Raw genomic sequence first — 25,419 nt, forward strand, 5'->3', positions numbered from 1 at the left:
AAATGACTATAGAAAATTTAAACAACACCTTATCCGCCATTGACGATATTAATCGCCAAGACCCAAATATAATTTTGCTTAATGGTGAGAACCAAGCAAAAGAGTTAGTTTACGGACAACAAATGACTGACTGTTTAAAACACTATTGGCCTGAAGCGAATGAGTTATTAAAAATAGCAGTTAGAGCACAACATATAAAGCGTTGGCAGCTAAAGCGTACTGAATTTTCTGAAGGAAAAGCCGGTTACTATCAATGGCGAATTGCCCAAGGTAAGTTTCATGCAGAGCTAACAGCAAGCATTATGATTGAACAAGGTTACACTGTAGAAGAGTCTGAGCAATGCGCTGCGATTATTAGAAAAGAAAACTTAGGCACTAATAATGATAGCCAAACCTTAGAAGATGTCGCCTGCTTAGTTTTTCTTATGCATTATTTTGATGAGTTTGCCGCAAAATATACCGAGCAAGATAATGAAGCTAAGATTGTTCGCATTGTGCAGTTAACATGGAAAAAAATGTCTGAACAAGGACATGATATTGCTTTAACTTTAACGCTGCCGGATCATTTAGCTGCCATAGTTACCAAAGCGCTTAGTTAGTCGATTTATTAGCCATGCTCTTGATACTCAAAATGATAATGCTGATTTCTCTAGTTTAATGTATATAGTCATTACAACGGTAGAGTCAGCACCATTTGTTTATCATTAACTTATTAGTTATTTACTCTCAGGTAAGCGCAATAGAAAAATAAACGGACCAATAACCAAAGCGACGACAAGCGCTGTTAACATTACACTTTGCAACATAAAAGCCGACCAACACACTGAGAGAATCATAGTTAATAAAGCGATGCGTTTAGCCTTTCTAGGAATACTCCGATACTTTTGCCAATCATGAATTAATGGCCCAAATGTTTTATTGGCTAATAGTTTGCGCTGCATTGCTGGTGAAGATTTAGCAAAGCAGGCAGCTGCTACCAGTAAAAATGGTGTTGTTGGTAATATAGGTAATATCACGCCTAAAATTGCTAAACCAACAAAAAATATTCCCGTTACTTTTAGAATTAACACTTTACCTTTATTTCCAGCTTGGGCTAATTGATATTCCATTTCTGAACTCAAATAATAACTCCCTTTACTCATTAATTATAAGTGAAAGAATAGAACAAATATTCACCTCATTTAGCCATACATTACATGTGAGCGCTACTTAACTATCGAGGTGTTATTGGTATCACGACTTTTTCGAATCAAAGCATTGTCCGCCAACATTGAATCTTTTTGATTAATCAAGGATTTTGCTAACCTGTCATAAAGCAAAACATTAACCGTTGCCGCTAGGTTCATGCACCCCACCGTTGGCACATAAACAACATCATCCGCTATATCAATGACTTCTTGTTTTACCGAGCTATCTTCAGGGCCGAAAATATAAACAGCCTCTGGGGGATGAATAAAATGCGGTAACGGCGTTGCGCCTTCAACTAAGTCTACACAGATGATTTTAGCAGACGATGGAATACTTTCCAGTGAGTCTTTAATACCTATAAAACTTTCTACCTGCAATAACGGAATTTTATCTTGCATGTTGAAAGTATCAGTTTGTAATGTTTTTTTATGATACTTGGCGGCTTGTGCATATCGATTACCATTATAAATGATTTGATCCGCTTGATAACAACCTGCTGCACGTATCACTGCACCAACATTCGTTGGGGTTTTTGGATTAGTCAACGCTATGGTAACGTGCGCTTTATTTAGTTCGTTTTTCTTAGTCATATTTTCGGTCATATTCATTATCTTATTTCTGGCTATTAACTTGCTTTTCTTGGATTTTAACTTGCTGCCAATAGCTTTCTAATTCAGCTAAGTCATGTTCAGTAAAGCTTTTGCCTGATTGATTTACTTGTTCTTCAACCCCAACGAAGCGCTTACTAAACTTTTTATTCGCCTGGCGAAGTAGCGTTTCTGGATCTTCTTTGGCATGGCGACATAAGTTTACTACCGCAAACATTAGATCACCTAACTCTTCGGCTAATGCTTTCTTATCGAGCGTGTCCGCTTCTAACTCGTCTTTAACTTCTTGTACTTCTTCTTCAATTTTAGCGAAGACATCAGGCATGTTATCCCAATCAAACCCCACATGAGAACAGCGTTTTTGAATTTTAGCTGCTTGTGATAACGCGGGTAAGTTTTTTGGAATATCTGCCAAAATACTCAATTTATCAAGAACCGCATTTTCACCCATCTGTTGTTGATTTTTTTGCTCTCTTTCTAGCGCCTTTTCATTTTCCCAATTGGCTTTAATTTCTTCATCGGTTTGCAAACTTGCCTGAGCAAATACATGAGGATGACGTCGGATGAGTTTTTCACAGATTGCTGCTATCACAGTATCTAAGTCAAAGTGCTGCTGTTCTTTGCCTAATTCGCTATAAAAAATCACCTGAAAGAGTAAGTCTCCCAGTTCTTTCTCAAGCTCGATGAAATCACCCTGCTCGATTGCATCAACCACTTCATAAGCCTCTTCTAGCGTATGACTTGTTATGGAAGCAAAGTCCTGCTTAATATCCCAAGGACATCCTGTTGTAGGATCCCGTAATTGAGTCATAATCCAACGTAATTTTTCGATTGAGGCTTGTTCATTTAGCATTATATTTTACTTCTTCGTTTTATTATATTTGTCATTATTTAATACACCCGATTTAGTTACTTTCCAGAGCAACCCCCGAGTAACTAAAGTCGTCTTACTTGGGTAACATCATCTAATTGACGTAACTTATCCAAAACTCGCGTTAATAACTCACTGCTTTCGACTTCTAATTTCAAGTTCATACTCATCGTCTGTTTCACTTTGTCAGTATGACTATCCATGCCAACAATACTGACTCTTTCATTAGCAATAATGGTTGAGATATCTCGTAACAAGCCCTGTCTATCGCTGCCGATAATTTGTGCGGTGGCTTGGTAACTTATTTTATTCTCACTTCCCCATTGTACTTCAACTAACCGCTCGGGTTGTAAGGTAAGGGCATTGGCCAATTGTTCACAATCCTGACGATGTACAGAAATACCTCGACCTTGGGTAATAAACCCCGAAATTGTATCACCGGGAACAGGCTGGCAACACTTAGCCATATGCGTGAGCAAATTACCAACGCCAGAAACAGTAATACCATTATCGTCTTGCGCTAAAGCTTTACTGGTTGTCGTTTGTTTGACTAAACTTTGCGGATCTATTTCAGGTTTAGGCTTTAATTTACTATCCAGTTGGGTAAAGTGGTTGATAACTTGCTGTAATCTCGCGTTACCACTACCTATAGCAGCATAAAGATCATCAACAGTTTTCATATTAAAGCGTTTTGCTGCCGCTAATAAGTCCGTAGATGCTAAATCATGTTTAGCTATTTCGTTATCAAATAATTCTTTACCCAGTGCAATGTATTTATCTCTATCGAGTAACTTAAAAAAGTGCTGAACTTTTGCACGAGCCCGTGAAGAGTGGATATAATTTAAATTAGGGTTAAGCCAGTCTCGGCTCGGGTTAGGTTGTTTACTGGTAAGTATTTCTATCTGATCACCCGTTTGCAATCGGTGGGTAAAAGGTACTATTTTTCCAAATACTTTTGCACCAATACAGGTATGGCCAACATTAGAATGAATATAATAAGCAAAATCTAAAGGAGTTGACCCCATAGGTAGATCGATAACATCGCCACCAGGAGTGAAGACATAAATTCGGTCCTCAAATACCTGGCTTCGTAATTCATCAAGTAACTCGCCACTTTCAGCGACATCATCTTGCCATTGCAAAATTTTTCTTAACCAGCCAACTTTATCATCAAAACTATTACTTTTACCGCTAGCATTTCCTTCTTTATAACGCCAATGCGCCGCAACACCAAGCTCAGCATCATCATCCATTTGCTTAGTTCTAATTTGCACTTCAACCGACTTACCTTCTGGCCCTAAGACAACCGTATGTATTGATTGATAGCCATTAGCTTTAGGTGTCGCTACATAATCAGAAAACTCTTTTGCAATATGCTGCCATTCAGTATGAACAATGCCTAAAGCTGAATAACAATCTTGAACTTTTTCAACCACCACTCGTACAGCTCGAACATCAAACAGCTGGTCAAAATCAAGTGATTTTTGCTGCATCTTCTTCCAGATACTGAAGATATGCTTAGGACGTCCATAAACCTCACCTTTAATAGCTAAAGCATTTAACTCGCTATTTAAGTGACCAACAAAGCTGGCCATGTATTGCTCGCGTTCCAGTCGAGTTTCATCTAAAAGCTTGGCAATTTTTTTATAGACTTGTGGGTGAAGGTAACGAAAGGAAATGTCTTCAAGTTCCCATTTTAATTGACCTATTCCTAAACGGTTCGCTAACGGTGCGTAGATATTCGCACTCTCTTTTGCCACCAGCACCCGTGTTTCTTCATCACTATTTTTCTTTTCACGTAAATCACATAAGCGCTCAGCTAATTTGATCACGACCGCACGTACATCATCCACCATAGCCAATAACATACGACGAATATTGTCTATATTTTGTGGGGCCTGATCGCTTGACTGACTACTTTGTTGGCGTAATGCTTTAATGGCTGCCATTTGCTCAACACCTTGACAGAGCATTAGGATATCTTTAGAAAAGTGTTCTTTAACAAATTCTATTTCAATAATGTCATTTGCTAATAATGGTGAGATAAAAGCCGCGACTAACGAATCAGCATCGAGGTTCAGACTACTTAAAATCTCAACCATTTCCATACTTTTATGAAGCAATTGCTGTTTCTCAGTACTCTCAGGCTGATAACAGTTCGATACCTGTAACCATAAAGCTGACAAAGCATTTTTTTTGATATCGGTTAACGCTAAATCGGTTAGCCAATGCTCAAAGCTTTGCACTGTTATTTGATGTGATTTACGCACGGAAACCATGGGTATTCCTTTATCTTTGATTGGTTAGCTTAACATTGAAATTTAAGGGTTTTCTGATATATAATGCAAGCTAGTTATGAGTAAACAATACCATAGTCTCAACATGCTTTGTTTGTGAAAACATATCCATGAGCGATATTTTCTCAAGCTTATACCCCTTAGAAATAAGTATTGCACTATCTCTCGCTAAGGTTGCTGGATCGCAGCTAACATATAACACGCAGGGTATTTTTAGTTCAGCGATTTGACTCACCGCTTGTTCTGCGCCCGCTCTTGCGGGATCAAGCAATACTTTATCAAAAACTTGTCCTTGTACCCAAGGCTCTAATAGCCAATAACTATTTAAATCAGCTTGGTAAAACTGACAATTATCAAGTCCATTAACAAGTGAGTTCTGAGTGGCTTTGTCCACCATGGTTTGCATTCCTTCAACACCAACAACGCGTTTTGCGTGTTTTGCCAGCGCTAAACTGAAATTTCCAAGACCACAAAACAAGTCCAAAACATTATCGGTAGCTAAAATATTTAACCAAGCTAAGGCTTGGCTTATCATGGCATTATTAACTTGATGATTAATTTGAATAAAGTCATTACTCGAAAAGTAAATTTTACTGGTATCAGCTAATTCATAGGAAAGTTCAAAAGAGTCTCCCCCTTTGATATCAGCTAGCGGCAGTTGCTTGTTACCATCATCAATAATGACATGCCAACAATGTCGCTGGGCATATGATTGCCAAAGCCCGATGTCAGTATCGTTCATAGATTTTAGCTGTCGAACAACGACTACAACTTGATTATCTTTTTGTATTTTATCTGCTGAGTTTGTATCACTTATATCAGCTTGAATTACTTCTATATGGCCAATGGCAGATTTTACAGTAAGTTGTGCCAATAACTTTTTTAGTAAAGGGAAAATAGCATTAAGCGGTTCAACTAAAACAGGACATGACTTAATTGCTGCTAATTGATTGGTTGATTTTTGCCTAAAACCAATGGTCGCTTGAGCATTTTTATCGAATTGCACGCCTATGCGAGCTTTACGACGATAATGCCATGGAGAGCTTTTAATTGCGGCCTGCCAAGGCAAGTGTGCTGTATTAATTGCAGGAGTCATATTTTGAGTACTAAAGCTTCGAGAAAACAGATCTGCAACTTTTTGTTGCTTAAAAAGTAACTGTTCCTCTAAAGCAAGCATTTGCAAATCGCAACCGCCACAAAGACCAAAGTGCTGGCATTGGGGTATAACTCTACTATCACTTTGTTTATCAATTGAGATAAGTTTAGCACGAGCATACTTACTTTTTTGCTCAATAACTTTTACATCAACAATTTCATTGGGTAAAACGCCCGCTATAAAAATTGGCTTATTTTGCCACCGGGCAACACCTACACCATTCATGTCAAGTTTATCAACGGTGACGGTCAATCGTTGATTAGACGTTTTTGGTTTTACTGCTGCTTTAAAATAATTTGCCATTTTCACCCTAGAACTTACGATAATATAATTAACCAATTAATGCTTATTTTGAAGTAGCTTAGCCATCTACACTATAAATTTATCGCAGCTTATGAGATTATTTATGTTAAGTTGGATAATCATTTAGATAGCTAATTATTTCAGTGGGTATTTTACCCTAAATTCATCACAAAAGTTCAACAAAAAAATGCATAAAATAAGCCTGAAAGACTGGGTTATCATACTCACTATAATACCAACCACCTTAATCGGTTTTGGTTTAGCTAGTTATTTTTCTTATAGCCGCTCTGTTGAACTTAATGACTTTCTCGAACAACGCGCTAAAAGCATTATTGAACCGATTGCCATTGCCAGTAAAGACCCTTTATTGAGCAAGAACAGAGATAAACTTCGTCAATTGATCGGCTTTACTCACCGTAATCAATCAAGCATTGTAAAAAGCATTGTTATTTTTACTGAAGATAACCAGGTTTTTGTTACCAGTGCTTACCATGGTGATACCAATTTAATGCGACTAAAAGCTGGGGTAGAGTTACCACACCACACGAATACTGAAACATTATCTGATTATATAATTTTTAGAACCCCCATTATTGATGAGAACTACAACAATCAAACCAACGCAAATATTACCGCAATGGCCAGTTCTGAATATAATTATGCTACCAATAATTCAAAACCAGTAATTATTGGCTATATAGCCATGCAAATTGATAAAAGCCATCTTAATTTTCAGCAACAAAGCCAATTTATAGTCGCATTTGCTTTTGCCTTACTAGGCTCATTACTTAGCGCTATTTTTGCAATTAGGCTCATTAAGAAAGTAACGAAGCCTATTAACTCTATGGTGCAAGCAATTGAGCGAATAAGAGAAGGGAAATTAGAAAGTAGAGTGAGTGGTCAACTCATTGGTGAGCTGAATTTTTTAAAAAATGGTATTAATGCCATGGCGCAGTCACTCGACGGTTACCAAAATGAAATGCAGGCCAGCATAGATCAAGCAACAATAGACTTACGAGAAAGTTTAGAACAATTTGAAATTCAAAATGTCGAACTCAGTATCTCCAAGCGTAAAGCGCAAGAAGCCAACAGAGTAAAATCAGAGTTTTTAGCTAATATGAGTCATGAGTTGCGAACGCCACTCAATGGAGTAATAGGCTTTACCCGACAAGTACTAAAAACGCCACTCACTGAAAATCAACGTGATTATTTACAAACAATTGACCGCTCTGCAAACAACTTATTAACCATAATTAATGATATTCTCGACTTTTCAAAACTTGATGCCGGCAAAATGGTTACTGAAAACATTCCTTTTTCTTTAAGGGAATCGATTGATGAAACCCTTACACTATTGGCGCCATCAGCCCATAAAAAGAATATTGAATTATCTATAAACCTTCCACAAGAACTACCTGATTCTCTTGTTGGTGACACCATGAGAATAAAACAAATTATCACCAATTTGGTCAGTAATGCGATAAAATTTACGCCACAAGGCTCTGTTGCTGTCGATATAACCAGTGAAGAAATAAGTCAGAACAATATAAAATTAAAAGTCATTGTTACCGATACCGGTATTGGTATGACAACCAATCAGCAAAGAACCATTTTTGATGCTTTTACGCAAGCAGATCAAAGTATCACCCGCTTATATGGTGGTACTGGGTTAGGTCTGGTAATTTGTCAGCGACTTGCCCAAGAGATGAATGGCGATATAGGTTTTAGCAGTGAAAAAAATCATGGCTCAAGTTTTTGGTTTACTTTCCAATGTGAGATTAATGCAATGCCGTTAATGTTGGAATTAGATAATCAGCATTTAGCCAATAAAACTGTACTCTACTTTGAAGAAAATAATCATAGTAGAGAAGCAACCAAAAACTTGTTAAAGCACTGGAAAATGCGTGTTACTAGTGTAATAAATAGACATGAATTATCACAAGTACTCTCACATAGCAGTCAGACCCAACGAGGTTTTGACTATGCACTTATAGGCCATAATCAAACAGCAACAGCACTAAGTGAATTGAAGAAAACGATTGCACAAGTACAGCCAATTTCCAGCAATATCCACTTAGCTTTAAATAATACATCACCAAGCTTGCAAGAGGCCTTGATTGCCAGCGGTGCAATAAGTTGTATGAGTAAACCTCTATCACCAACAACCTTAAGCCGAGTACTACAGCCAGTTATGGAAACTAAGGCCGAAAAGCTCACTTTGAATGCAGCTATGGATAAAGTATTACCGATAAAAGTACTAGCTGTTGATGATAATGAGGCTAACTTAAAATTAATTAAGGCATTGCTGTTAGAGCAAGTAGCTGAGGTTGTTGAAGCCGACAATGGCATGTCAGCCGTAGAACTTTGTAAAGTAGAAAATTTTTCTTTAATTTTCATGGATATTCAAATGCCGATTATGGACGGCATTAGTGCTCTAAAAGAAATAAAACAGTTAACTAACAATAATAACACTCCCATCATAGCCGTTACTGCACATGCATTGAGTGGTGAAAGAGAAAAAATGCATCAACAAGGCTTTAATGCTTACATGACAAAACCAATAGATGAAACGATGTTACGTCATATTATTTATGAATATTGCGATTTCGATCACCTAGTCAATTCAACGGTTCCTGTAATTTCAACTGATGTTATTAACCAGGTTGAGTCTGCTTCAAAGGTAATTGATTGGCCTTTAGCACTAAAGCGTAGCGCCAATAAAGCTGATTTAGCCAAAGAGATGTTATTAGGTTTAGTCGAAAGTTTACCCGAAACTCAACTCAGCATCCGTGAAGCAATTGACGTTCAAGATATCGCTCAAATAAAACGTCTGGTTCATAAACTCAATGGCGCTTGTTGTTATACTGGAACCCCAAATTTAGCCAAAATCACTATTCAATTAGAAACCCAATTAAAAATGGGCTTGAGTACTGAAGAGCTTGAACCTGAGTTTTTAGAGTTTTTCGAACATATAGAGCAGGTATTATTTGCCGTACCTGAAGCGCTAAAAGAAATGAGTGAAAATAGTCATTAGTTGAGCAGAAAAGAGTAAGAAACTATTGATGTTATTTTACTAGGGGATAACTGGTGTTTTGTTAATTAATAGCTTTTTTTAGTTAGCGAATGGTGATGTTTGGTGATGTATCTATATCACCATCCTCAGTAATCACGGCAATACCTCCACTACATTGAAGCACAGCTAAACTATGTCCATTTTCATTACGAACGAAAGTAAGCTCATAACCAAATTTTCCTAGGCTGCTAGCAGAAAATTTTTGCGCCAATGATAATTTATTCCACCAAACAGACTGCTCCGGAGACTCCTTTCTACGCTCGAGCATTGGCTTCATCTGTGTTTCCATCATTAATTCCCACCTATTTGTATGCTGAATCCTTTATACAGCGTATTCGTTAAAGTGTAGACCATAATTTCTAAAGTGTAGACTATAATTTTAACAAAGATACAATAAGTGAGTTTTTAAATCATACCTAACGGTAACTATAGATCCCCGTCACCAATCAAGATGCAGGTTTCAGAGCGCTTGAGCACTTTGAATGGTAAAGGGTATATTAAGTATTATAAGTTCTTGCTTCTAACATCAGCTGTTTCATATCTCTAACAGCTTTATCTAAGCCATCAATAGCCGCACGCGCTATTATGGCATGGCCAATATTCAACTCGATAATTTCTTTAATAGCAGCAATAGGTTTGACATTAAAATAATTTAAACCATGACCTGCATTAACTTTTAATCCTAAGTTATGCGCATACTTAATACCGACAGTTAGGCGCTCAAGTTCTATCAGCTGCTCTTCTTCTGAGCTTAGATCTGCATAATGTCCCGTATGTATTTCTATATAAGGAGCTTTACTGGCAACCGCAGCATCAATTTGTGCTTTATCCGCATCAATAAATAAACTTACAGCGATACCTGCAGCTGTTAATTGCTCTGTTGCTTTAGTTATCTTATCTAACTGCCCTACAACATCTAAACCACCTTCAGTAGTCAACTCTTCGCGTTTCTCAGGAACTAAACAACAAAATACTGGTTTCACATCACAAGCTATCGCTATCATTTCATCAGTGACAGCCATTTCAAAGTTCATACGAGTATGTAATGTTTGTTTTAAAACATGAATATCTCTATCTTGGATATGACGCCTATCTTCGCGCAGGTGCACAGTAATACCATCTGCTCCGGCATGCTCTGCAACGCTTGCAGCATAAACTGGGTCAGGATAATTAGTACCACGCGCCTGTCTTAAAGTGGCAATATGGTCAACGTTTACACCTAATAATAATTCAGACATTTTTAATCTCTTTTTAATTTTTTATAATATTTTTCTAACTAGCTCAACTGTATGCTTTGTTTGCAAAAAGTTTACGACTATTTAATGGCTTATTCCCTAACAACTGGTTGATAACCTGTCTCATTAGTAACTTGAAAGTATAACTAACGTCTTCAGACATTCCATTTTGGTATAGAGATCCCCGCTGGGCAATCGCTTGTAAATGGGTTTTATCGAAGCATTGAGTGCTGTTTTTTGGAAAAGGATCATATACAGGAACAAAGCCTTGCTCGGCGATATAATGAAAGTAATTAACATCGTGCTCAAATACAGGGCTAAAGTCAAATGACAATCCCAACTCTTCAAGCAGCGCTAATTCAAATAAACGTAATTGCGGGGCAATTTCTTCGCCTTGAGCTAAGGCTGTCAAAGTTGTTTGATATTGAGAAAATAAGTGCTGACAAGCAATTTGCTCTGTTAATAAACGAATCAATAATTCATTGATATAAAAAGAGCTAAACAGGCTATACTTTACCAGCGAATATGACTTTGAAATTGAGTCTATTTGAGTAATATACTTAACATTACCCTGACCTTTCAATGTTAGTTTTAGCGGTAAAAAAGGCTGAATTAAGCCTTTTTTTATAGAACGCTTAGATTGACCAACATATACTAAAGCCGTCACCTTACCATCTTGCTCTGTTAATAAATCAACTAACTGCTGGTTTTCCCGGTACGGGCGACTATGTAAAACAAATGCGTTTTGTTCAATCATTTATCGCATTCCAACTAGCCTGAGTAATCATCACCATAACCTAAGCTGCGTAATGCTCGTTCATCATCTGCCCAGCCTGATTTCACTTTTACCCAAGTTTCGAGGAAAACTTTACTCTCAAATAAATTTTCCATATCTCGTCTAGCTTCTTGACCAATAGTTTTTAAACGCTCACCTTTATTACCAATAACCATGCGTTTTTGGCTATCTCGCTCTACTAATATGAGCGCATTTATATGAATAATGCCCTTATCATCCATCTTAAACTGCTCTATCTCTACCGTAATAGAGTAAGGTAATTCATCACCAGTAAAGCGAATTAGCTTTTCACGAATGATTTCAGAGGCCATAAAACGGCTAGAGCGATCAGTGATATGATCTTCAGGAAACCAGAAGACTCCTTCTGGAAGGGATGTTAAACATAATTGGCGAATGGTATCAACGCCATGGCCTTTGGTCGCACAAATAGGAACAATATCTCTAAAGTCATGCATAGCACCTAATTTTTGCAAATGAGGTAATAACTCATCTTTATCGGGTATGTTATCTGTTTTATTAACGACCAATATACATGGTGTGCCACTTTGTTTAACTTTAGATAACACTAGCTCATCATCTTTTGTCCAATGAGTGCCTTCAACTAAAAACATTATTAACTCAACTTCTGCAATTGAGCTACTTGCAGCACGGTTCATCAATCTGTTTATAGCGCGTTTTTCTTCCGTGTGTAAACCAGGGGTATCTACCAATACTGCTTGTCTATTTTCTTCAGTCAAAATTCCTAAAATACGGTGACGAGTTGTTTGCGGTTTTTTAGAAGTAATACTAATTTTTTGCCCTAACAAGGCATTCAATAACGTTGACTTACCAACATTTGGGCGACCGACAATAGCAATTAAGCCTGCATAGGTATTCGAGGTATCGTTGTGCATAATTTATTTTCTCGTGCTGCTTTTTTTGCTTGAGCTGCTTGGGTTACTTTTAGTATGTCGGGGATTTGCTAATTTAGCTTGTTTTGTTGGTTTTATTTTTACTTCTTTTTCTTGTTCTCTTTCTTTTTCAATTAAAGCAAGTATCTGCTGCGCAGCTTCTTGCTCTGCTTTTCGACGACTTGTTCCTTTAGCGATAACTACTTCACTGATCACTGACGTTTGGCAACGAACGGTAAATTCTTGGTTATGTGATTGTCCCGTTGTATCAATTACTTCGTAAGTAGGAAGAGGGATCTTTCTTCCTTGTAAAAATTCTTGCAGCCGAGTTTTAGGGTCTTTTTGTTCATTACCCGGTTTAATCACCATCAAGCGTCTTTCAAACCAACTTAAGATAAGTGCTTTACAACACTCGATATTTGAATCTAAATATACAGCACCAATAATGGCTTCAATCGCATCTTCTAATATAGATTCACGATGATGACCGCCACTTTTTAACTCACCTGGTCCTAATATTAAGCACTCACCCAAGTTAAAGTCTCGTGCAACTTCAGCTAACGTTACCCCTTTAACTAGGCTAGAACGCATGCGAGTAAGATCACCTTCGTCATGCTTTGGAAATTTATCATAAAGCGCTTCAGCAATAACAAAACCTAAAATAGAGTCCCCGAGGAACTCAAGTCTTTCATTATGAGCACCCTTGGCACTTCGATGTGTAAGTGCTTGCACCAATAATAATGGTTCATTAAATTCATAACCAAGCTTTTTGGTTAATCTAGCAAGATTGTGAGGATTAATTTTCACGATGTAACTCTTTATGCCATGTAAAATAAGTAGCCATGTTAAATAATTGCGCCGATGCGATCAAAACGTACACCTGATGGTAACCATTGAGGTAAAATACTGTCTTCGCTTCTATCGAAGTCGAAACTCATCCAAATAGCAACAGCCTCACCGACAAGATTTTCTTCAGGAACAAAGCCCCAAAAACGTCCGTCTAAAGAGTTATCACGATTATCACCCATAACAAAATAATGCTTAGCTGGTACCAAAAATTCATCCGCGGCAGTACCTGCTTGCGGGAAGTAGTGAGCTACCCGAGGTAAGGTTTGGCTATCATTTAAAACTTGATGGCTTTTATTTAACATCTTAGATTCGAATTCATTCATACCAAGTTCAGCATCTGGCCCTACATATTTACCAACAAGATTTTGTTGTATTTGCTCAAAATCTGGGCATTTAGTATCAGAGTCTTGACAAGCTCGCTTGATATAAAGTGATTTATTTCGGTAAATAATTCGATCACCTGGCAAACCTATTACACGCTTAATAAAATCGACTTTTGGATCTTGTGGATACTTAAAAACAACAACATCACCGTGTTCAGGTAAGCCGTTTTCAATAAACTTATGTCTTAACACTGGATCTTTTAAGCCATAATTGAATTTATTCACCAGAATAAAATCACCATCAAGTAATGTTGGCATCATTGATCCTGATGGTATTTGAAAGGGTTCGTACAAAAATGAACGTAGAATTAAAACAAACGCGATCACTGGAAAAATTTGCACCGCAGTATCTACTAAAGGCGACGGCTCTGTTAACGTTGCTAGTGCTTGTGGTGTTAATTCGGCTGCACACAACTCTTTTGCTGATAATTGTGCGGCAGTAGCTTTCAATTTTCGCTGTGGTGCCAAATAAAACTTATCAGTAAACCAAACGATTCCAGTTAATACGGTAATTATCACTAAGATAATGGAAAAATAAACGGCCATACACTTCCTATTTTAAAGTCCTATTAGGCTAAATCCTATTAGGGAAGTTTTAGCGACAAGTATTTATTTACTGTCGCTACTTTAGAAATTAACTTAACGGCTTAAACTAACTATCAAGTTTAAGAACGGCTAAAAATGCTTCTTGTGGTACTTCAACATTGCCCACTTGTTTCATACGCTTTTTACCATCTTTTTGCTTTTGTAGAAGCTTCTTCTTACGACTAATATCACCACCGTAACATTTAGCGGTAACGTTTTTACGTAGTTGCTTCACGGTCGTACGCGCTATAACATTATTACCAATAGCGGCTTGTATAGCGATATCAAACATTTGACGATGTATCAGCTCTTTAAGCTTATCTACCAGTAATCGTCCACGTGCCACTGAGTTTGCTCTATGAGTAATCATAGCTAAGGCATCAACGCGATCGCCATTAATCATGACATCCACTCGAACCATGTCTGCCGCTTCAAAGCGGATAAAATGATAATCTAATGAAGCATAACCTCGACTTGTTGATTTAAGCTTATCAAAAAAGTCCATTACCACTTCAGCCATAGGAAGCTCATAAGTAACAGCAACTTGGTTTCCGTGATAAATTAAATCTTTTTGCACGCCGCGTTTTTCAATACACAAGGTAATGACATTGCCTAAATATTCTTGAGGTACTAAAATATTCGCTTGAACGATGGGTTCTCGAATCTCCTCAATATTATTAATTGCAGGAAGATCTGCAGGGTTATCAATAGAAATAACATCACCGTTAGTAGAAGCTATTTCATAGTTTACTGTTGGCGCTGTGGTAATTAAATCTAGATCATATTCACGAGCTAGGCGCTCTTGAATAATTTCCATGTGCAACATGCCAAGGAATCCAATACGGAAACCAAAACCTAGTGCAGAAGAATTTTCTGGTTCAAAAAATAAAGACGCATCATTTAAGCTTAATTTGTTAAGCGCATCTCTGAAGTTTTCATAATCATCTGAACTTATTGGGAAAATACCAGCATAAACCTGTGGTTGCGCTTTTTTGAAGCCAGGTAAAGCATTTGCTGTTTCTTTCTTACTGATAGTGATGGTATCACCTACTGGCGCACCATGAATTTCTTTAATACCAGCAATGATAAAACCAACTTCGCCAGCTCTTAATACACCAGTATCTGTTTGTTTTGGTGTAAATATACCGACTTTATCAATTTGGTGAACTTGTCCAGTAGACATCACCAACATTTTATCGCCTTTTTTAACTTCACCATTGATAACACGAACAAGTGAAACAACACCTTGGTAATTATCAAACCATGAGTCAACAATTAGCGCTTGTAGTGGCGCATCTATTTGACCTGCAGGGGAAGGTATATTTTTGACGATAGTTTCTAAAACATCTTCAATGCCGATACCAGTTTTAGCTGAACAAGTTACAGCATCTGTAGCATCAATACCTATGATGTGTTCAATTTCTTCACATACGCGCTCTGGATCAGCTTGAGGTAAATCAATTTTATTCAAAATTGGTAAAACCTCTAAATCCATTTCAAGTGCGGTATAACAGTTAGCAACGGTTTGTGCTTCAACGCCTTGTCCGGCATCAACAACGAGTAATGCACCTTCACAAGAAGCTAATGAACGTGATACTTCATAAGAAAAATCAACATGTCCAGGCGTGTCGATAAAGTTTAGCTGGTAAATTTCACCATCTTTCGCTTTATAATCTAAGGTAACACTCTGCGCTTTAATTGTGATGCCACGCTCTCGTTCAATATCCATTGAATCAAGCACTTGCGCTTCCATTTCACGTGCTTGTAAACCACCGCAATGTTGAATTAAACGGTCAGAAAGTGTTGATTTACCATGATCGATGTGGGCAATAATTGAGAAGTTTCGAATATTTTTCATAAAAGGCAGTCAAATAAAAAGCGTTAAAATAATATTATGGCGTGATTTTAACGAATTTACTGCCTTGGGGCTATCTTTTGTTCAGATATCTTTTGTTTCAAGCCGTAACAGGCTAATACCAGTTACCATTCAAAGTGCAGGATTTCAGTGGGAATTAAAATGATTATAGGCAAGGGAAATAATTTAAACATATTTATTCTATGGTTTGATTATTTAACGCCGTATAACGTCATTTTAAACCCATCGAAGAAGCGCTTGAGCAACATCACTTCATCGTTGCTGTGATTTATAAGGACGCTACATGGATGTAGCTTATTAGAGAATGCAGGAGCATATTCTCCTGAATAACCATTATTTCATCACAGCGCCTTGAATTGAAACTGCTCAAAGACTCTGAAACATGCATCTTGATTGGTAACGGGTATAGACTTTATTTAACTATGTTTGGTGAAGGGAGTACTTCAATAATTTTCGGTTGTAAATTTTCACTTTGTTTACCCTGTTTTTGCTGAAATTTAGCAAACCGGTACCCTAAATATCCTCCAATAAGACCAAGCCCTAAAGCAAATAATTCATGGGGTAATATTTGTTGTTTTAACAACCATTGCCCTAAAGCGGAAAAAGTAATTAGACCAAGTAAAGGTAATAAATAAACTTGACCAGCACTCGATAAAATATGTTTTTCAGGTAAGGCTAAAACAACGCAATCGCCTTCCTTCAACGGTACTCCCGTGACACTGATATCATAGGGCAAGGTTAGGGTAAGTTTAGCTTGTGGCAATGCTTTAGCAATTTGCCCACTACCACAAGTATCTACTTGCGCACAACCACTGCAAGTAGATTTTATTTGGCTGGTAACGGTAACTTGCCCTGCTTCGATAGCGACAACATTAGCCAATTCTTTAATCATCTTGCTGTTCTCCTTTCGAGCCCTGAGCATTGTTATTTACATTATCAATCACAGCTGGGGCGATTGATTCAGCAATTTTTTTGGCCGTTGCTAATGGGATATTACCAACAATGCCAACTTCTATCCCTTGCAGAATATGATTAAAAACTATTGTGGCACCATCGCTGGCATATTCAGGCGCTCTAAATTTTTCTTGGCTAGGATTAACATAAACAGATACCTCAACTAGACCATCGGAAAATAGCATAAATTCAACCGCTTTTTCATTACCTTGATTATGACTATTTAATCTATGTTGATTAGACTTTACCACTGAAAACCCTTGAGGTAGCCAGTCAACTTGCCATGAGAGTGCCTTATTTTGTTGTTGTGTTAATTCAACAACCTTTGGTAATTCCGTTAACTGAAACTGTTCTAGGTTATCTGTTAATTGCTCATTGACTTCGATATGAGTAAATTGAATTTGCTCTAGTAATTGCCCTTGACGTGTCAGTACCGCCATTTTTAACAACAACCCGGTTTTCTGATCAAGCCAAAGCCAATAACTAAAACGATATTTATCTTTTGATACGATGCGAACAAGTTGAGCCACACGCCCTAAAATCCGGCTACGTCCAACAGAAATAAAACGATAACTCTCTTCTAGTTCACTGATATTACCGCGAAAAATGCTTGGAATTGGGCTTCTAACATCACTAGAAATTATGGAGTATGGTTCTTGCTCAGGTTCGATATAACTAACAATCTCACCTTGTCGTAAAACATCACGGCGAGGACCATTGAGTCGAGTAAATATTTCTAATTCTTGCTCATTATCACCAATACCATGCAACCAATGATAGGGCTCTGCTTGGTTATTTTTAACAACAACAAATGAAGTAGAAAAATTGAGTTGACGAAGTGAATTGGAGAGTCGCTCTAGGGAAAATTTCGCAGACTCTGTATCAGCAGTTATTGCTGATACATTAAAGCTTAACAGCAATAATAAAAATGCCGATAGTTTCATATATTCTCAAAAAATGATGGCTGAAAGTAAAATTATACCAACTAGTATTATCAACTAATTCAGCCAATCAAGCTATTTTATATTGCTGCCTAATTTAACTTGTTGATTATGATCTTTCAAAAGTGCTTGTAAGCGGCGCTGTTGCGCAATTCTATCAGAAGCTAATTGTTCATTCATTGCTTGCTGAGTTTGTTGCTTACTTTGTTGACTTTGCTGAGTTTGACTAGATTGGACATTGAAGCTAACAGGGTTTGCATAACCTGATAAAGGTACAGTTTGTACAACCTGACTTGGCGTAACAATGGAATTGTCAGTCACATTATTTTGAACACCTACAATCATTAAAGCAGCAGCAGAAGCGGCTATGGCAACCTGGCCCATCGGCTTAATCAAACTGGAAATTTTTGCTTTAAAACGATTTGTTGCATCTACTACACTGTTAGTCTGTTGAGCTGCTGAATGATTATTGATAGAAACATTTTCATCAGTAGCTAGATGGCTATTTTTTCCAGAGGTTTTCATAGAGGAATTGGGCGATAAAATAGTTGCCTCTTGCGCAATCGCAGCAGAAATAGTTTCACTTAAATCTAGTTGCAACGATTGTGGCACTTCATCGCGTAATACATCACCGATTAAATGATAATTTTGCCACGTACTTGATAAGTGTTCATCCTTGAGCATGTTATCAACTAAATGCGCACTGATACTATCATCTGTTGATGGAGAGTAATTATCGACTAATGAAGATATTGACTCTGTTTTAATTTCACTCATATTTTACCTTAAAAACACTTAGTTAAATTCTGCTTTGACAAATGACTTAATTATTTTTCTGCAACAAGGGTCTAATCTTCTTGTCGATAGCATCACGTGCTCTAAAAATACGTGAGCGCACTGTGCCTACGGGACACTCCATTATCGTCGCAATTTCTTCGTAGCTTAAACCCTCAATTTCTCGAAAGTTAATTGCTAAGCGCAGATCATCAGGGAGTGACTCCATGGTGCTAAAAATTACTTTTTTAATTTCAGCTGTTAGTAATATTTTTTCTGGTGAAGCATTTTCTCTTAGCGCATCACCAGTATCATAAAGTTCGGCATCACTAATTTCGACATCATTACTTGGTGGCTTACGACCTAATGCTACACTGTGATTTTTGGCACAGTTAACAGCAATACGATATAGCCAAGTATAAAAAGCACTATCGCCTCTAAAGTTAGGTAATGCTCGATATGCCTTAATAAAGGCTTCTTGGACAATATCAGGTACATCGCTATGATTTTTAACATAACGACTGACTAAATTTGCAACTTTATGCTGATATTTAGTAACCAACAGATTAAACGCATTTTTATCGCCACGCTGAACCCGCTCAACTAACTGTTGATCTATATTTGGTTCGCTCTTTTGAGCCGTATCCTTTAACACTGACAATTGATTTGTACTCATATTTTCCATTGGCTCATAACAAACGCATAAAATAAGACTAACGTTTTTCAAAAAAGTTCTATTTATTTCAATCTTTTTTAATAATTAGAATTATTGGCTTGTCAGCAATGACATTATTAATTACCAGACTATACCCATGCTACCTCAAGATGCGGGTTTCAGGACTACAGAGCAACTCTTGATCAAGGCGTATCTTTTTATTAATGGTCGCTCCCTTAATAATAGATACAACGATGAGCATGATTTCCTCTGTAGCCCCCGCAGGGCAAGTTTAAAAGGCGTATAATCCGCGTTATTGATTTTGACAATAGAATAACTATTCCCTTCAATCAATACCTTGCCTATAAGCCTTTTAATTCTCGCTGAATCCTGCATATTGAGATAGCATGGGTATATAATTAAACGTTAATTAAACGCTATTATCTGGCGACTTATACCCATGTATTATAGAATACCTGAAAATCCCTTACTTATATATTCGCTTTTATAGCTGAACTTAATCAAAAAGTATGACTCAACAAAACAATTGTGATGTTTTAATCATTGGCAGTGGCGCCGCAGGTTTAACTTTGGCACTCCATTTAGCTCAAAATGCCGATGTCGTCATTTTAAGTAAAGGCCCATTAAACGAAGGCTCCACCTTTTATGCTCAAGGTGGGATTGCGGCGGTATTTGATGAAAACGATAGTGTTGCTTCCCACATTGAAGACACCATCGTTGCTGGTGCAGGTCTGTGTGATGAAGAGACGGTTCGATTTACCACTGAAAATGCTAAGTCTTGTTTAGAGTGGTTGATAGACCAAGGCGTTGAATTTGATAAAGAACAAAGTAGTAAGGGCGAATCACGTTATCATTTAACTCGTGAGGGCGGACATAGTCATCGCAGAATCTTGCATTCAGCGGATGCAACAGGCCAAGCAATTCAGACCACTTTAGCCGATCAAGTAAGACAACATTCCCGTATTAGAATCTTTGAACGTTTCAATGCCATTGATCTTATTTGCCAACCGAGCACTACTGGTAACCAACCCAAACAATGTATTGGTGCCTATATTTGGAATAGAAATACCGAGAAAGTTGAAAGTATTTACGCACAAAAAACTATTTTAGCCACAGGCGGTGCGAGTAAAGTTTATCAATATACTTCAAATCCCGATGTTGCTAGTGGTGATGGTATTGCGATGGCATGGCGAGCAGGCTGTCGCGTTGCGAATATGGAATTTAATCAATTTCATCCTACCTGCTTATTTCACCCTTCTGCTGGAACTTTTTTACTTACCGAAGCACTTCGCGGTGAAGGCGCTAAATTAAGGCGTCCTGATGGCAGCCGTTTTATGCCTGCTTTTGACGAGCGCGCTGAATTAGCACCCCGTGATATTGTTGCGCGAGCGATTGATTATGAAATGAAACGTTTAGGTGCAGATTGTATGTATCTAGATATCAGTCATAAGCCCAGTGATTTTATCAAACAACATTTTCCAACCATTTATGAAAAAACTATGTCCCTTGGCATAGATATCACTAAGCACCCCATTCCTATTGTTCCGGCCGCACATTATACTTGTGGTGGAGTAATGGTTGATCATCAAGGTAAAACAGATATTAGCCAACTTTATGCTATTGGCGAAATGTCATATACCGGCTTGCATGGTGCAAACCGTTTAGCGAGTAACTCGCTACTTGAATGTCTCGTTTTTGCCCGCGCTGCTGCCATAGAGATTGGTGAAACCTTAGTACAAAGTAATCACTATTTAACCCTACCTCATTGGGATGATAGTCGTGTAACAGACTCAGATGAAGAAGTTGTCATTCAACATAACTGGCACGAGCTTAGATTATTTATGTGGGATTATGTAGGTATTGTACGTACTACCAAACGTCTAGAGCGCGCATTACACCGTGTTGAATTGCTTCAACAAGAAATTGAAGATTATTATCAAAACTTTAAAGTAAGTAATAATTTACTTGAGTTAAGAAACTTGGTGCAGGTGGCAGAGCTTATAATAAGGTGTGCCATGGAGCGTAAAGAAAGCAGGGGTCTACATTACACTTTAGATTATCCTGACTTATTAACAACAGCTAAACCAACAATACTTTCGCCAGTATAATAAAAACGGCTTAAGTCAAAGCCGTAGCTATTTTAATTGGTTGATCACTCTGGCCAAGCGAGAAAAATCTTGCTCATGTAAGCTATCCCTAAAGATGAAAAACTGTTTAGGGTATCCTTTACCATGAGTACGATGTTGGGCAGATGCACTGCTATTTGGCATAAGAACTAACCAACAGCCAATAAAACTGAGCCTACTTTCAGCTAATAATTGATAACTTATTGTCTCGTTATCAAGCACAATCACCCCCGTATTAGTCAAGATGAATGAGCTGGTTATAGGCTTGTTATCACCAATTGATAAGAATAAGCTAAGTGATATAAGGCTGAGAACCGCAAGCACTAAAGCTAAATTATAATGAAAGGTAAAGCTAACAAGAATAACTAAGCAAGTTAATATTCCTATAAAGCTATAAACTGCTAGCTTGTAACGGGAACTTCTTACATTGATATTATACTTTGACGCGTTTGAGTATAAGTTGGACCATTGCGTTGAGCTCTGTATCTTCACAAACTTCATGTCCCATAAACCATGCAAATAATTCAGGATCTTGACCGGTAAGTAAACGTTCAAAGGTAAACTGATCTTTCGTTGATAACTCATCATATGCTTCATCAACAAAAGGAATAAACAACACATCTAACTCTAACATACCGCGACGACAGGCCCATTTTAAACGAGCTTTATTTACTTTTAAAAGATTAGTCGAGTTTTCATTATTTGTCACTGTAGTGCTTGAAGCTTCGTTACCAGACATAAGTACCCTTTCTTGATTAACACAATTGATTAGCCTCCATATTGTAACAATAACTCACATGGCACAGCTATTAAAAATGCTAATTATCATTAATAAAAACTGTCCTCGAGTTGTTTTTGCTATTTTCGCCCCTATTCTATAGTTAACCTTTAATATATAAGCATAGCTAACCCCGCGCTTTCTCATAGAGTTCATTATGACAATTACCACCAGCAAACAATTTCCATCTCTAGCACAGCTACCAGAGACATACCTTATTGAACTTAGTGAATTTGGGGCAATTTCTTTATCTGGTGAAGAGCAAAGTAAATATTTACAAGGGCAAGTAACATGTGATGTTAATAGCATAACTGAGTCAAACTTACTTGTAGGGGCTCACTGTGATGCAAAAGGAAAAGTATTTTCTGTTTTCCGATTAATTAATCGCTCATCTGCTCACCTATTATTACAACCAACAGCTAGCATTGAAGGTTCACTTAAAGAACTGAAAAAATTTGGTGTTTTCGCTAAAGTTACTATCGATATTGCTGAAGAACTAGGCTTTATAGCTTTAATTGGCAAACAAGCAAGTTCCCTAATACAGCAAGAGTTCTCTCAAGTTCCTGATAGCTTAACGCCAGTAGTGCAAGTTGGTTCAACTAGTTTAGTCTATCTTTCTGGTGAACAACCGCGTTATATCATTATTGATGACAAAGCCACTATCACAGCAATCACTGAAAAATTAGCACTACCTACTTATTCACAATCAGTATGGGATTTATTAGAAATAACCCAAGGTTTTCCTATTTTAACAGCAAATACTAGTGGTCATTACGTACCTCAAATGCTTAATTTACAAGCGATTAATGGTATAAGTTTCACTAAAGGTTGCTATCTAGGACAAGAAACTGTCGCTAGAATGCAGTATTTAGGAAAAAACAAACGTGCATTATTTTGCTTAAACTCTCAACTTGAGCAACCTTTTCAATCGGATGATGTTATTGAAAAGCAATTAGGTGAAAACTGGCGAAAAGCTGGCGATATTCTCGCCCATTATCAAGCTGATGATGGTAGTTGTGTCATTCAAGCGATATTAGCGAATGATGGTGACTTGCCTCTACTGCGCATTGCTTCTCAAGCTGATTCCGTAGTAACAAATCAAACATTACCTTATACCCTTATAGCTGAATAACTCTTACAGCTGAATAAACTCAAATTTTTAAAAAATTAGGATGAAACATGAAAATAGCTAAAAATAATGTCGTTGTTATGCACTATGCAGTATCTGACAGTGAAGGCACTTTAATTGATAGCTCGTACGAAGATAAACCAATGGCTATTATCCAAGGTAGTGGATATTTAATCCCTGGCTTAGATGATGCCCTTGTCGATCATCAAGCTGGTGATAAATTTGAAGTTGCTGTTGCTTGTGATCAAGCTTACGGCGAACGTCATGATGATTATGTACAAACGGTACCAAGGGAAGTACTTGCTGGTGTTGAAGATCTTGCTCTTGGTACCCAGCTACGTGCAACAACTGATGATGGTGAGCAAACGGTTATTGTTATTGACGTGCAAGATGATGTTATTACTGTTGACGGTAATCATCCTCTTTCAGGCTTAGACTTAAGCTTTGACGTTGAAGTTATCGAAGTACGTGAAGCCACTGCTGAAGAACTTGAACATGGCCATGTTCATAGTGAAGGTGGTTGTGGGCACGACCACGAATAAAGTTTTCTGATTAGTTTGTAACATGCTACAAACTATCGGACATAAAAAAACGTAACCTTACGTCTAAGGTTACGTTTTTTTTCGCTGAGTTTTTGCTAAATGTTATTAACAAAAACTCGTGCTAATTATTCAGTTATGCTTTTTCTTTTTCTTTTACTTCTGATTTATCTTCTGCCACAACAGTTTTTGATAAAAACATATCGCGTAATTTAGTATCAACATCTTTAGCCATTTCAGGATGTTCATCTAAATATTTAGCAGCATTAGCTTTACCTTGACCAATTCTTTCACCATTACAGCTATACCAAGCACCTGCTTTCTCTACAAACTCATGCTTAACGCCTAATTCAATTAACTCACCTAAGTTGTTAATTCCTTCACCGTATAAAATTTGGAATTCAGCTTGTTTAAACGGTGGCGCAATTTTGTTTTTAACGACTTTCACACGCGTTTCATTACCAACGATTTCATCACCGTTTTTAACCGCGCCAATACGACGGATATCTAAACGTACAGAAGCGTAGAATTTTAACGCATTACCACCGGTCGTCGTTTCTGGGCTACCAAACATAACACCAATTTTCATACGAATTTGGTTAATGAAGATAAGCATAGTATTAGATTTTTTCAAATTACCGGTAAGTTTACGCATCGCTTGTGACAACATACGTGCTTGCAAGCCCATATGTGAATCACCCATATCGCCTTCAATTTCAGCTTTAGGTGTAAGCGCGGCAACAGAGTCAACTACAATAACGTCGATAGCACCAGAGCGCGTTAACATATCAACAATTTCTAGAGCTTGTTCGCCGGTATCAGGTTGAGAAATTAATAACTCATCAATGTTAACACCTAATTTTTCAGCATAAACAGGGTCAAGAGCATGCTCTGCATCGATAAAAGCACAAACTTTACCATTGCGTTGTGCTTCAGCAATAACTTCTAAAGTTAACGTGGTTTTACCGCTTGATTCAGGACCATAAATTTCAACAACTCGACCCATTGGTAAGCCGCCAGCACCTAAGGCGATATCTAAGCCTAATGAACCCGTAGAAATAGTTTCTACATCCATGGTGGTATTATCACCAAGCTTCATTATTGAACCTTTACCGAATTGACGTTCAATTTGGGCTAAGGCTGCTGATAATGCTTTTTCTTTATCGTCTTTCATAGATTACTCCGCGAGCAGTTGTGTTATTTCGTTTTGATGAGACAAGTATACTGTAAGTTCGTACAGTATCAAGTTTTATTGCAACTTTTTTTATTTTTAATAAAAATTTAACTTAACGTTACTTTTAATCAATTGAAATATAAAGAATAAAAGCGTAACAATAACTTTTTATAATTCAAACAGAAAAAGTTACTTCTCTCTTTTAATCCTGATATATA

At 37.4% G+C, this 25,419-nt stretch carries 24 protein-coding genes; 5 read left to right on the forward strand and 19 right to left on the reverse strand.

All coding sequences use genetic code 11. The features are described 5' to 3' along the window. Positions 1–2: 2 nt before the first annotated feature. On the forward strand, positions 3–599 hold the full coding sequence (locus CXF79_RS18425) for a DUF4202 domain-containing protein (RefSeq protein WP_101157061.1): 597 nt from the start codon (positions 3–5) through the stop codon (positions 597–599). A 117-nt stretch (positions 600–716) separates the two neighbouring features. Here the strand turns inward: CXF79_RS18425 and CXF79_RS18430 are convergent, their stop codons facing one another. The 5 genes from CXF79_RS18430 to rlmD all read right to left on the reverse strand — a co-directional run bounded on the left by CXF79_RS18430 (position 717) and on the right by rlmD (position 6,423). Then, positions 717–1,121, reverse strand: a complete 405-nt coding sequence (locus CXF79_RS18430) for a YbaN family protein (RefSeq protein WP_232769247.1) — start codon at positions 1,119–1,121, stop codon at positions 717–719. An 84-nt stretch (positions 1,122–1,205) separates the two neighbouring features. After that, positions 1,206–1,790, reverse strand: coding sequence for an RNA methyltransferase (locus tag CXF79_RS18435; RefSeq protein WP_101157063.1), 585 nt, complete (start codon positions 1,788–1,790; stop codon positions 1,206–1,208). 10 nt (positions 1,791–1,800) lie between these two features. Beyond that, entirely contained in the window at positions 1,801–2,649 is an 849-nt protein-coding gene (gene mazG, locus CXF79_RS18440; protein WP_101157064.1) for a nucleoside triphosphate pyrophosphohydrolase, read from the reverse strand. A gap of 83 nt (positions 2,650–2,732) precedes the next feature. Continuing rightward, the gene (gene relA, locus CXF79_RS18445; protein ID WP_101157065.1) at positions 2,733–4,946 is read right to left on the reverse strand and encodes a GTP diphosphokinase; all 2,214 of its coding nucleotides are present in this window, start codon (positions 4,944–4,946) and stop codon (positions 2,733–2,735) included. A 70-nt stretch (positions 4,947–5,016) separates the two neighbouring features. Then, positions 5,017–6,423 (reverse strand): 23S rRNA (uracil(1939)-C(5))-methyltransferase RlmD, encoded by a 1,407-nt coding sequence (gene rlmD, locus CXF79_RS18450; protein ID WP_101157066.1) that lies wholly within the window; start codon positions 6,421–6,423, stop codon positions 5,017–5,019. Positions 6,424–6,610: 187 nt separating this feature from the next. Between rlmD and barA the strand changes: the two genes are divergently transcribed. After that, positions 6,611–9,457 (forward strand): two-component sensor histidine kinase BarA, encoded by a 2,847-nt coding sequence (gene barA / locus CXF79_RS18455; protein ID WP_101157068.1) that lies wholly within the window; start codon positions 6,611–6,613, stop codon positions 9,455–9,457. Between the two features lie 82 nt (positions 9,458–9,539). Here barA and CXF79_RS18460 read toward each other — a convergent pair whose 3' ends face one another. The 11 genes from CXF79_RS18460 to rpoE form a co-directional block, all read right to left on the reverse strand. Further along, on the reverse strand, positions 9,540–9,773 hold the full coding sequence (locus CXF79_RS18460; RefSeq protein WP_232769248.1) for a hypothetical protein: 234 nt from the start codon (positions 9,771–9,773) through the stop codon (positions 9,540–9,542). A 220-nt stretch (positions 9,774–9,993) separates the two neighbouring features. Continuing rightward, positions 9,994–10,734, reverse strand: coding sequence for a pyridoxine 5'-phosphate synthase (pdxJ, locus tag CXF79_RS18465; protein WP_011044855.1), 741 nt, complete (start codon positions 10,732–10,734; stop codon positions 9,994–9,996). A gap of 43 nt (positions 10,735–10,777) precedes the next feature. Continuing rightward, on the reverse strand, positions 10,778–11,488 hold the full coding sequence (recO, locus tag CXF79_RS18470) for a DNA repair protein RecO (protein WP_011044856.1): 711 nt from the start codon (positions 11,486–11,488) through the stop codon (positions 10,778–10,780). A 14-nt stretch (positions 11,489–11,502) separates the two neighbouring features. Beyond that, positions 11,503–12,420: a GTPase Era gene (gene era, locus CXF79_RS18475; RefSeq protein ID WP_011044857.1), complete on the reverse strand. Its 918-nt coding sequence runs from the start codon at positions 12,418–12,420 to the stop codon at positions 11,503–11,505. 3 nt (positions 12,421–12,423) lie between these two features. Beyond that, positions 12,424–13,218 carry a ribonuclease III gene (gene rnc, locus CXF79_RS18480; protein ID WP_041738109.1) on the reverse strand — a complete coding sequence of 265 codons (795 nt, stop codon included), beginning with the start codon at positions 13,216–13,218 and terminating at the stop codon, positions 12,424–12,426. Positions 13,219–13,262: 44 nt separating this feature from the next. Beyond that, positions 13,263–14,195: a signal peptidase I gene (lepB, locus tag CXF79_RS18485; RefSeq protein WP_101157070.1), complete on the reverse strand. Its 933-nt coding sequence runs from the start codon at positions 14,193–14,195 to the stop codon at positions 13,263–13,265. A gap of 106 nt (positions 14,196–14,301) precedes the next feature. After that, positions 14,302–16,092, reverse strand: coding sequence for a translation elongation factor 4 (gene lepA, locus CXF79_RS18490; RefSeq protein WP_011044860.1), 1,791 nt, complete (start codon positions 16,090–16,092; stop codon positions 14,302–14,304). Between the two features lie 430 nt (positions 16,093–16,522). Continuing rightward, a complete protein-coding gene (locus CXF79_RS18495; RefSeq protein ID WP_011044862.1) occupies positions 16,523–17,002 on the reverse strand; it encodes a SoxR reducing system RseC family protein in 480 nt (159 codons plus the stop codon). Continuing rightward, the gene (locus tag CXF79_RS18500; protein WP_101157072.1) at positions 16,995–18,008 is read right to left on the reverse strand and encodes a MucB/RseB C-terminal domain-containing protein; all 1,014 of its coding nucleotides are present in this window, start codon (positions 18,006–18,008) and stop codon (positions 16,995–16,997) included. The genes CXF79_RS18495 and CXF79_RS18500 overlap by 8 nt, the downstream gene beginning before the upstream one ends. Positions 18,009–18,080: 72 nt before the next feature. Further along, positions 18,081–18,782, reverse strand: coding sequence for a sigma-E factor negative regulatory protein (locus CXF79_RS18505; protein WP_011044864.1), 702 nt, complete (start codon positions 18,780–18,782; stop codon positions 18,081–18,083). Between the two features lie 46 nt (positions 18,783–18,828). Continuing rightward, positions 18,829–19,455: an RNA polymerase sigma factor RpoE gene (rpoE, locus tag CXF79_RS18510; RefSeq protein WP_011044865.1), complete on the reverse strand. Its 627-nt coding sequence runs from the start codon at positions 19,453–19,455 to the stop codon at positions 18,829–18,831. A gap of 509 nt (positions 19,456–19,964) precedes the next feature. On the opposite strand from rpoE, the gene nadB reads away from it, so the two are divergent. Then, the gene (gene nadB / locus CXF79_RS18520) at positions 19,965–21,563 is read left to right on the forward strand and encodes an L-aspartate oxidase (protein WP_101157076.1); all 1,599 of its coding nucleotides are present in this window, start codon (positions 19,965–19,967) and stop codon (positions 21,561–21,563) included. Between the two features lie 27 nt (positions 21,564–21,590). On the opposite strand, the gene CXF79_RS23895 is transcribed toward nadB, so the two are convergent. Further along, positions 21,591–22,082 (reverse strand): protein YgfX, encoded by a 492-nt coding sequence (locus CXF79_RS23895; protein WP_332871612.1) that lies wholly within the window; start codon positions 22,080–22,082, stop codon positions 21,591–21,593. Next, complete coding sequence (locus tag CXF79_RS18530) at positions 22,015–22,320, reverse strand: FAD assembly factor SdhE (protein ID WP_049757932.1); 306 nt, start codon at positions 22,318–22,320, stop codon at positions 22,015–22,017. The genes CXF79_RS23895 and CXF79_RS18530 overlap by 68 nt, the downstream gene beginning before the upstream one ends. Before the next feature lie 196 nt (positions 22,321–22,516). Between CXF79_RS18530 and ygfZ the strand changes: the two genes are divergently transcribed. Continuing rightward, positions 22,517–23,491: a tRNA-modifying protein YgfZ gene (ygfZ, locus tag CXF79_RS18535; RefSeq protein WP_101157080.1), complete on the forward strand. Its 975-nt coding sequence runs from the start codon at positions 22,517–22,519 to the stop codon at positions 23,489–23,491. A gap of 47 nt (positions 23,492–23,538) precedes the next feature. Next, the gene (locus CXF79_RS18540; RefSeq protein WP_011044869.1) at positions 23,539–24,030 is read left to right on the forward strand and encodes an FKBP-type peptidyl-prolyl cis-trans isomerase; all 492 of its coding nucleotides are present in this window, start codon (positions 23,539–23,541) and stop codon (positions 24,028–24,030) included. A 133-nt stretch (positions 24,031–24,163) separates the two neighbouring features. Here the strand turns inward: CXF79_RS18540 and recA are convergent, their stop codons facing one another. After that, complete coding sequence (gene recA, locus CXF79_RS18545) at positions 24,164–25,201, reverse strand: recombinase RecA (RefSeq protein WP_011044870.1); 1,038 nt, start codon at positions 25,199–25,201, stop codon at positions 24,164–24,166. Positions 25,202–25,419 lie beyond the last annotated feature (218 nt).

It is taken from the genome of Colwellia sp. Bg11-28, assembly GCF_002836245.1.
Lineage (GTDB): Bacteria > Pseudomonadota > Gammaproteobacteria > Enterobacterales > Alteromonadaceae > Colwellia > Colwellia psychrerythraea_A.

What these genes read in the sequence shown, in the direction of transcription:
- mazG (WP_101157064.1), bottom strand. Translation starts at nt 2,649, where the DNA reads ATGCTAAATGAACAAGCCTCAATCGAAAAATTACGTTGGATTATGACT.
- rlmD (WP_101157066.1), bottom strand. Translation starts at nt 6,423, where the DNA reads ATGGCAAATTATTTTAAAGCAGCAGTAAAACCAAAAACGTCTAATCAA.
- lepB (WP_101157070.1), bottom strand. Translation starts at nt 14,195, where the DNA reads ATGGCCGTTTATTTTTCCATTATCTTAGTGATAATTACCGTATTAACT.
- nadB (WP_101157076.1), top strand. Translation starts at nt 19,965, where the DNA reads ATGACTCAACAAAACAATTGTGATGTTTTAATCATTGGCAGTGGCGCC.
- CXF79_RS18425 (WP_101157061.1), top strand. Translation starts at nt 3, where the DNA reads ATGACTATAGAAAATTTAAACAACACCTTATCCGCCATTGACGATATT.
- CXF79_RS18540 (WP_011044869.1), top strand. Translation starts at nt 23,539, where the DNA reads ATGAAAATAGCTAAAAATAATGTCGTTGTTATGCACTATGCAGTATCT.
- pdxJ (WP_011044855.1), bottom strand. Translation starts at nt 10,734, where the DNA reads ATGTCTGAATTATTATTAGGTGTAAACGTTGACCATATTGCCACTTTA.
- CXF79_RS18530 (WP_049757932.1), bottom strand. Translation starts at nt 22,320, where the DNA reads ATGTCTGGTAACGAAGCTTCAAGCACTACAGTGACAAATAATGAAAAC.
- barA (WP_101157068.1), top strand. Translation starts at nt 6,611, where the DNA reads ATGCATAAAATAAGCCTGAAAGACTGGGTTATCATACTCACTATAATA.
- recO (WP_011044856.1), bottom strand. Translation starts at nt 11,488, where the DNA reads ATGATTGAACAAAACGCATTTGTTTTACATAGTCGCCCGTACCGGGAA.
- CXF79_RS18500 (WP_101157072.1), bottom strand. Translation starts at nt 18,008, where the DNA reads ATGAAACTATCGGCATTTTTATTATTGCTGTTAAGCTTTAATGTATCA.
- era (WP_011044857.1), bottom strand. Translation starts at nt 12,420, where the DNA reads ATGCACAACGATACCTCGAATACCTATGCAGGCTTAATTGCTATTGTC.
- CXF79_RS18460 (WP_232769248.1), bottom strand. Translation starts at nt 9,773, where the DNA reads ATGAAGCCAATGCTCGAGCGTAGAAAGGAGTCTCCGGAGCAGTCTGTT.
- CXF79_RS18495 (WP_011044862.1), bottom strand. Translation starts at nt 17,002, where the DNA reads ATGATTAAAGAATTGGCTAATGTTGTCGCTATCGAAGCAGGGCAAGTT.
- ygfZ (WP_101157080.1), top strand. Translation starts at nt 22,517, where the DNA reads ATGACAATTACCACCAGCAAACAATTTCCATCTCTAGCACAGCTACCA.
- CXF79_RS23895 (WP_332871612.1), bottom strand. Translation starts at nt 22,082, where the DNA reads ATGAAGTTTGTGAAGATACAGAGCTCAACGCAATGGTCCAACTTATAC.
- rpoE (WP_011044865.1), bottom strand. Translation starts at nt 19,455, where the DNA reads ATGAGTACAAATCAATTGTCAGTGTTAAAGGATACGGCTCAAAAGAGC.
- CXF79_RS18505 (WP_011044864.1), bottom strand. Translation starts at nt 18,782, where the DNA reads ATGAGTGAAATTAAAACAGAGTCAATATCTTCATTAGTCGATAATTAC.
- CXF79_RS18435 (WP_101157063.1), bottom strand. Translation starts at nt 1,790, where the DNA reads ATGACCGAAAATATGACTAAGAAAAACGAACTAAATAAAGCGCACGTT.
- lepA (WP_011044860.1), bottom strand. Translation starts at nt 16,092, where the DNA reads ATGAAAAATATTCGAAACTTCTCAATTATTGCCCACATCGATCATGGT.
- recA (WP_011044870.1), bottom strand. Translation starts at nt 25,201, where the DNA reads ATGAAAGACGATAAAGAAAAAGCATTATCAGCAGCCTTAGCCCAAATT.
- relA (WP_101157065.1), bottom strand. Translation starts at nt 4,946, where the DNA reads ATGGTTTCCGTGCGTAAATCACATCAAATAACAGTGCAAAGCTTTGAG.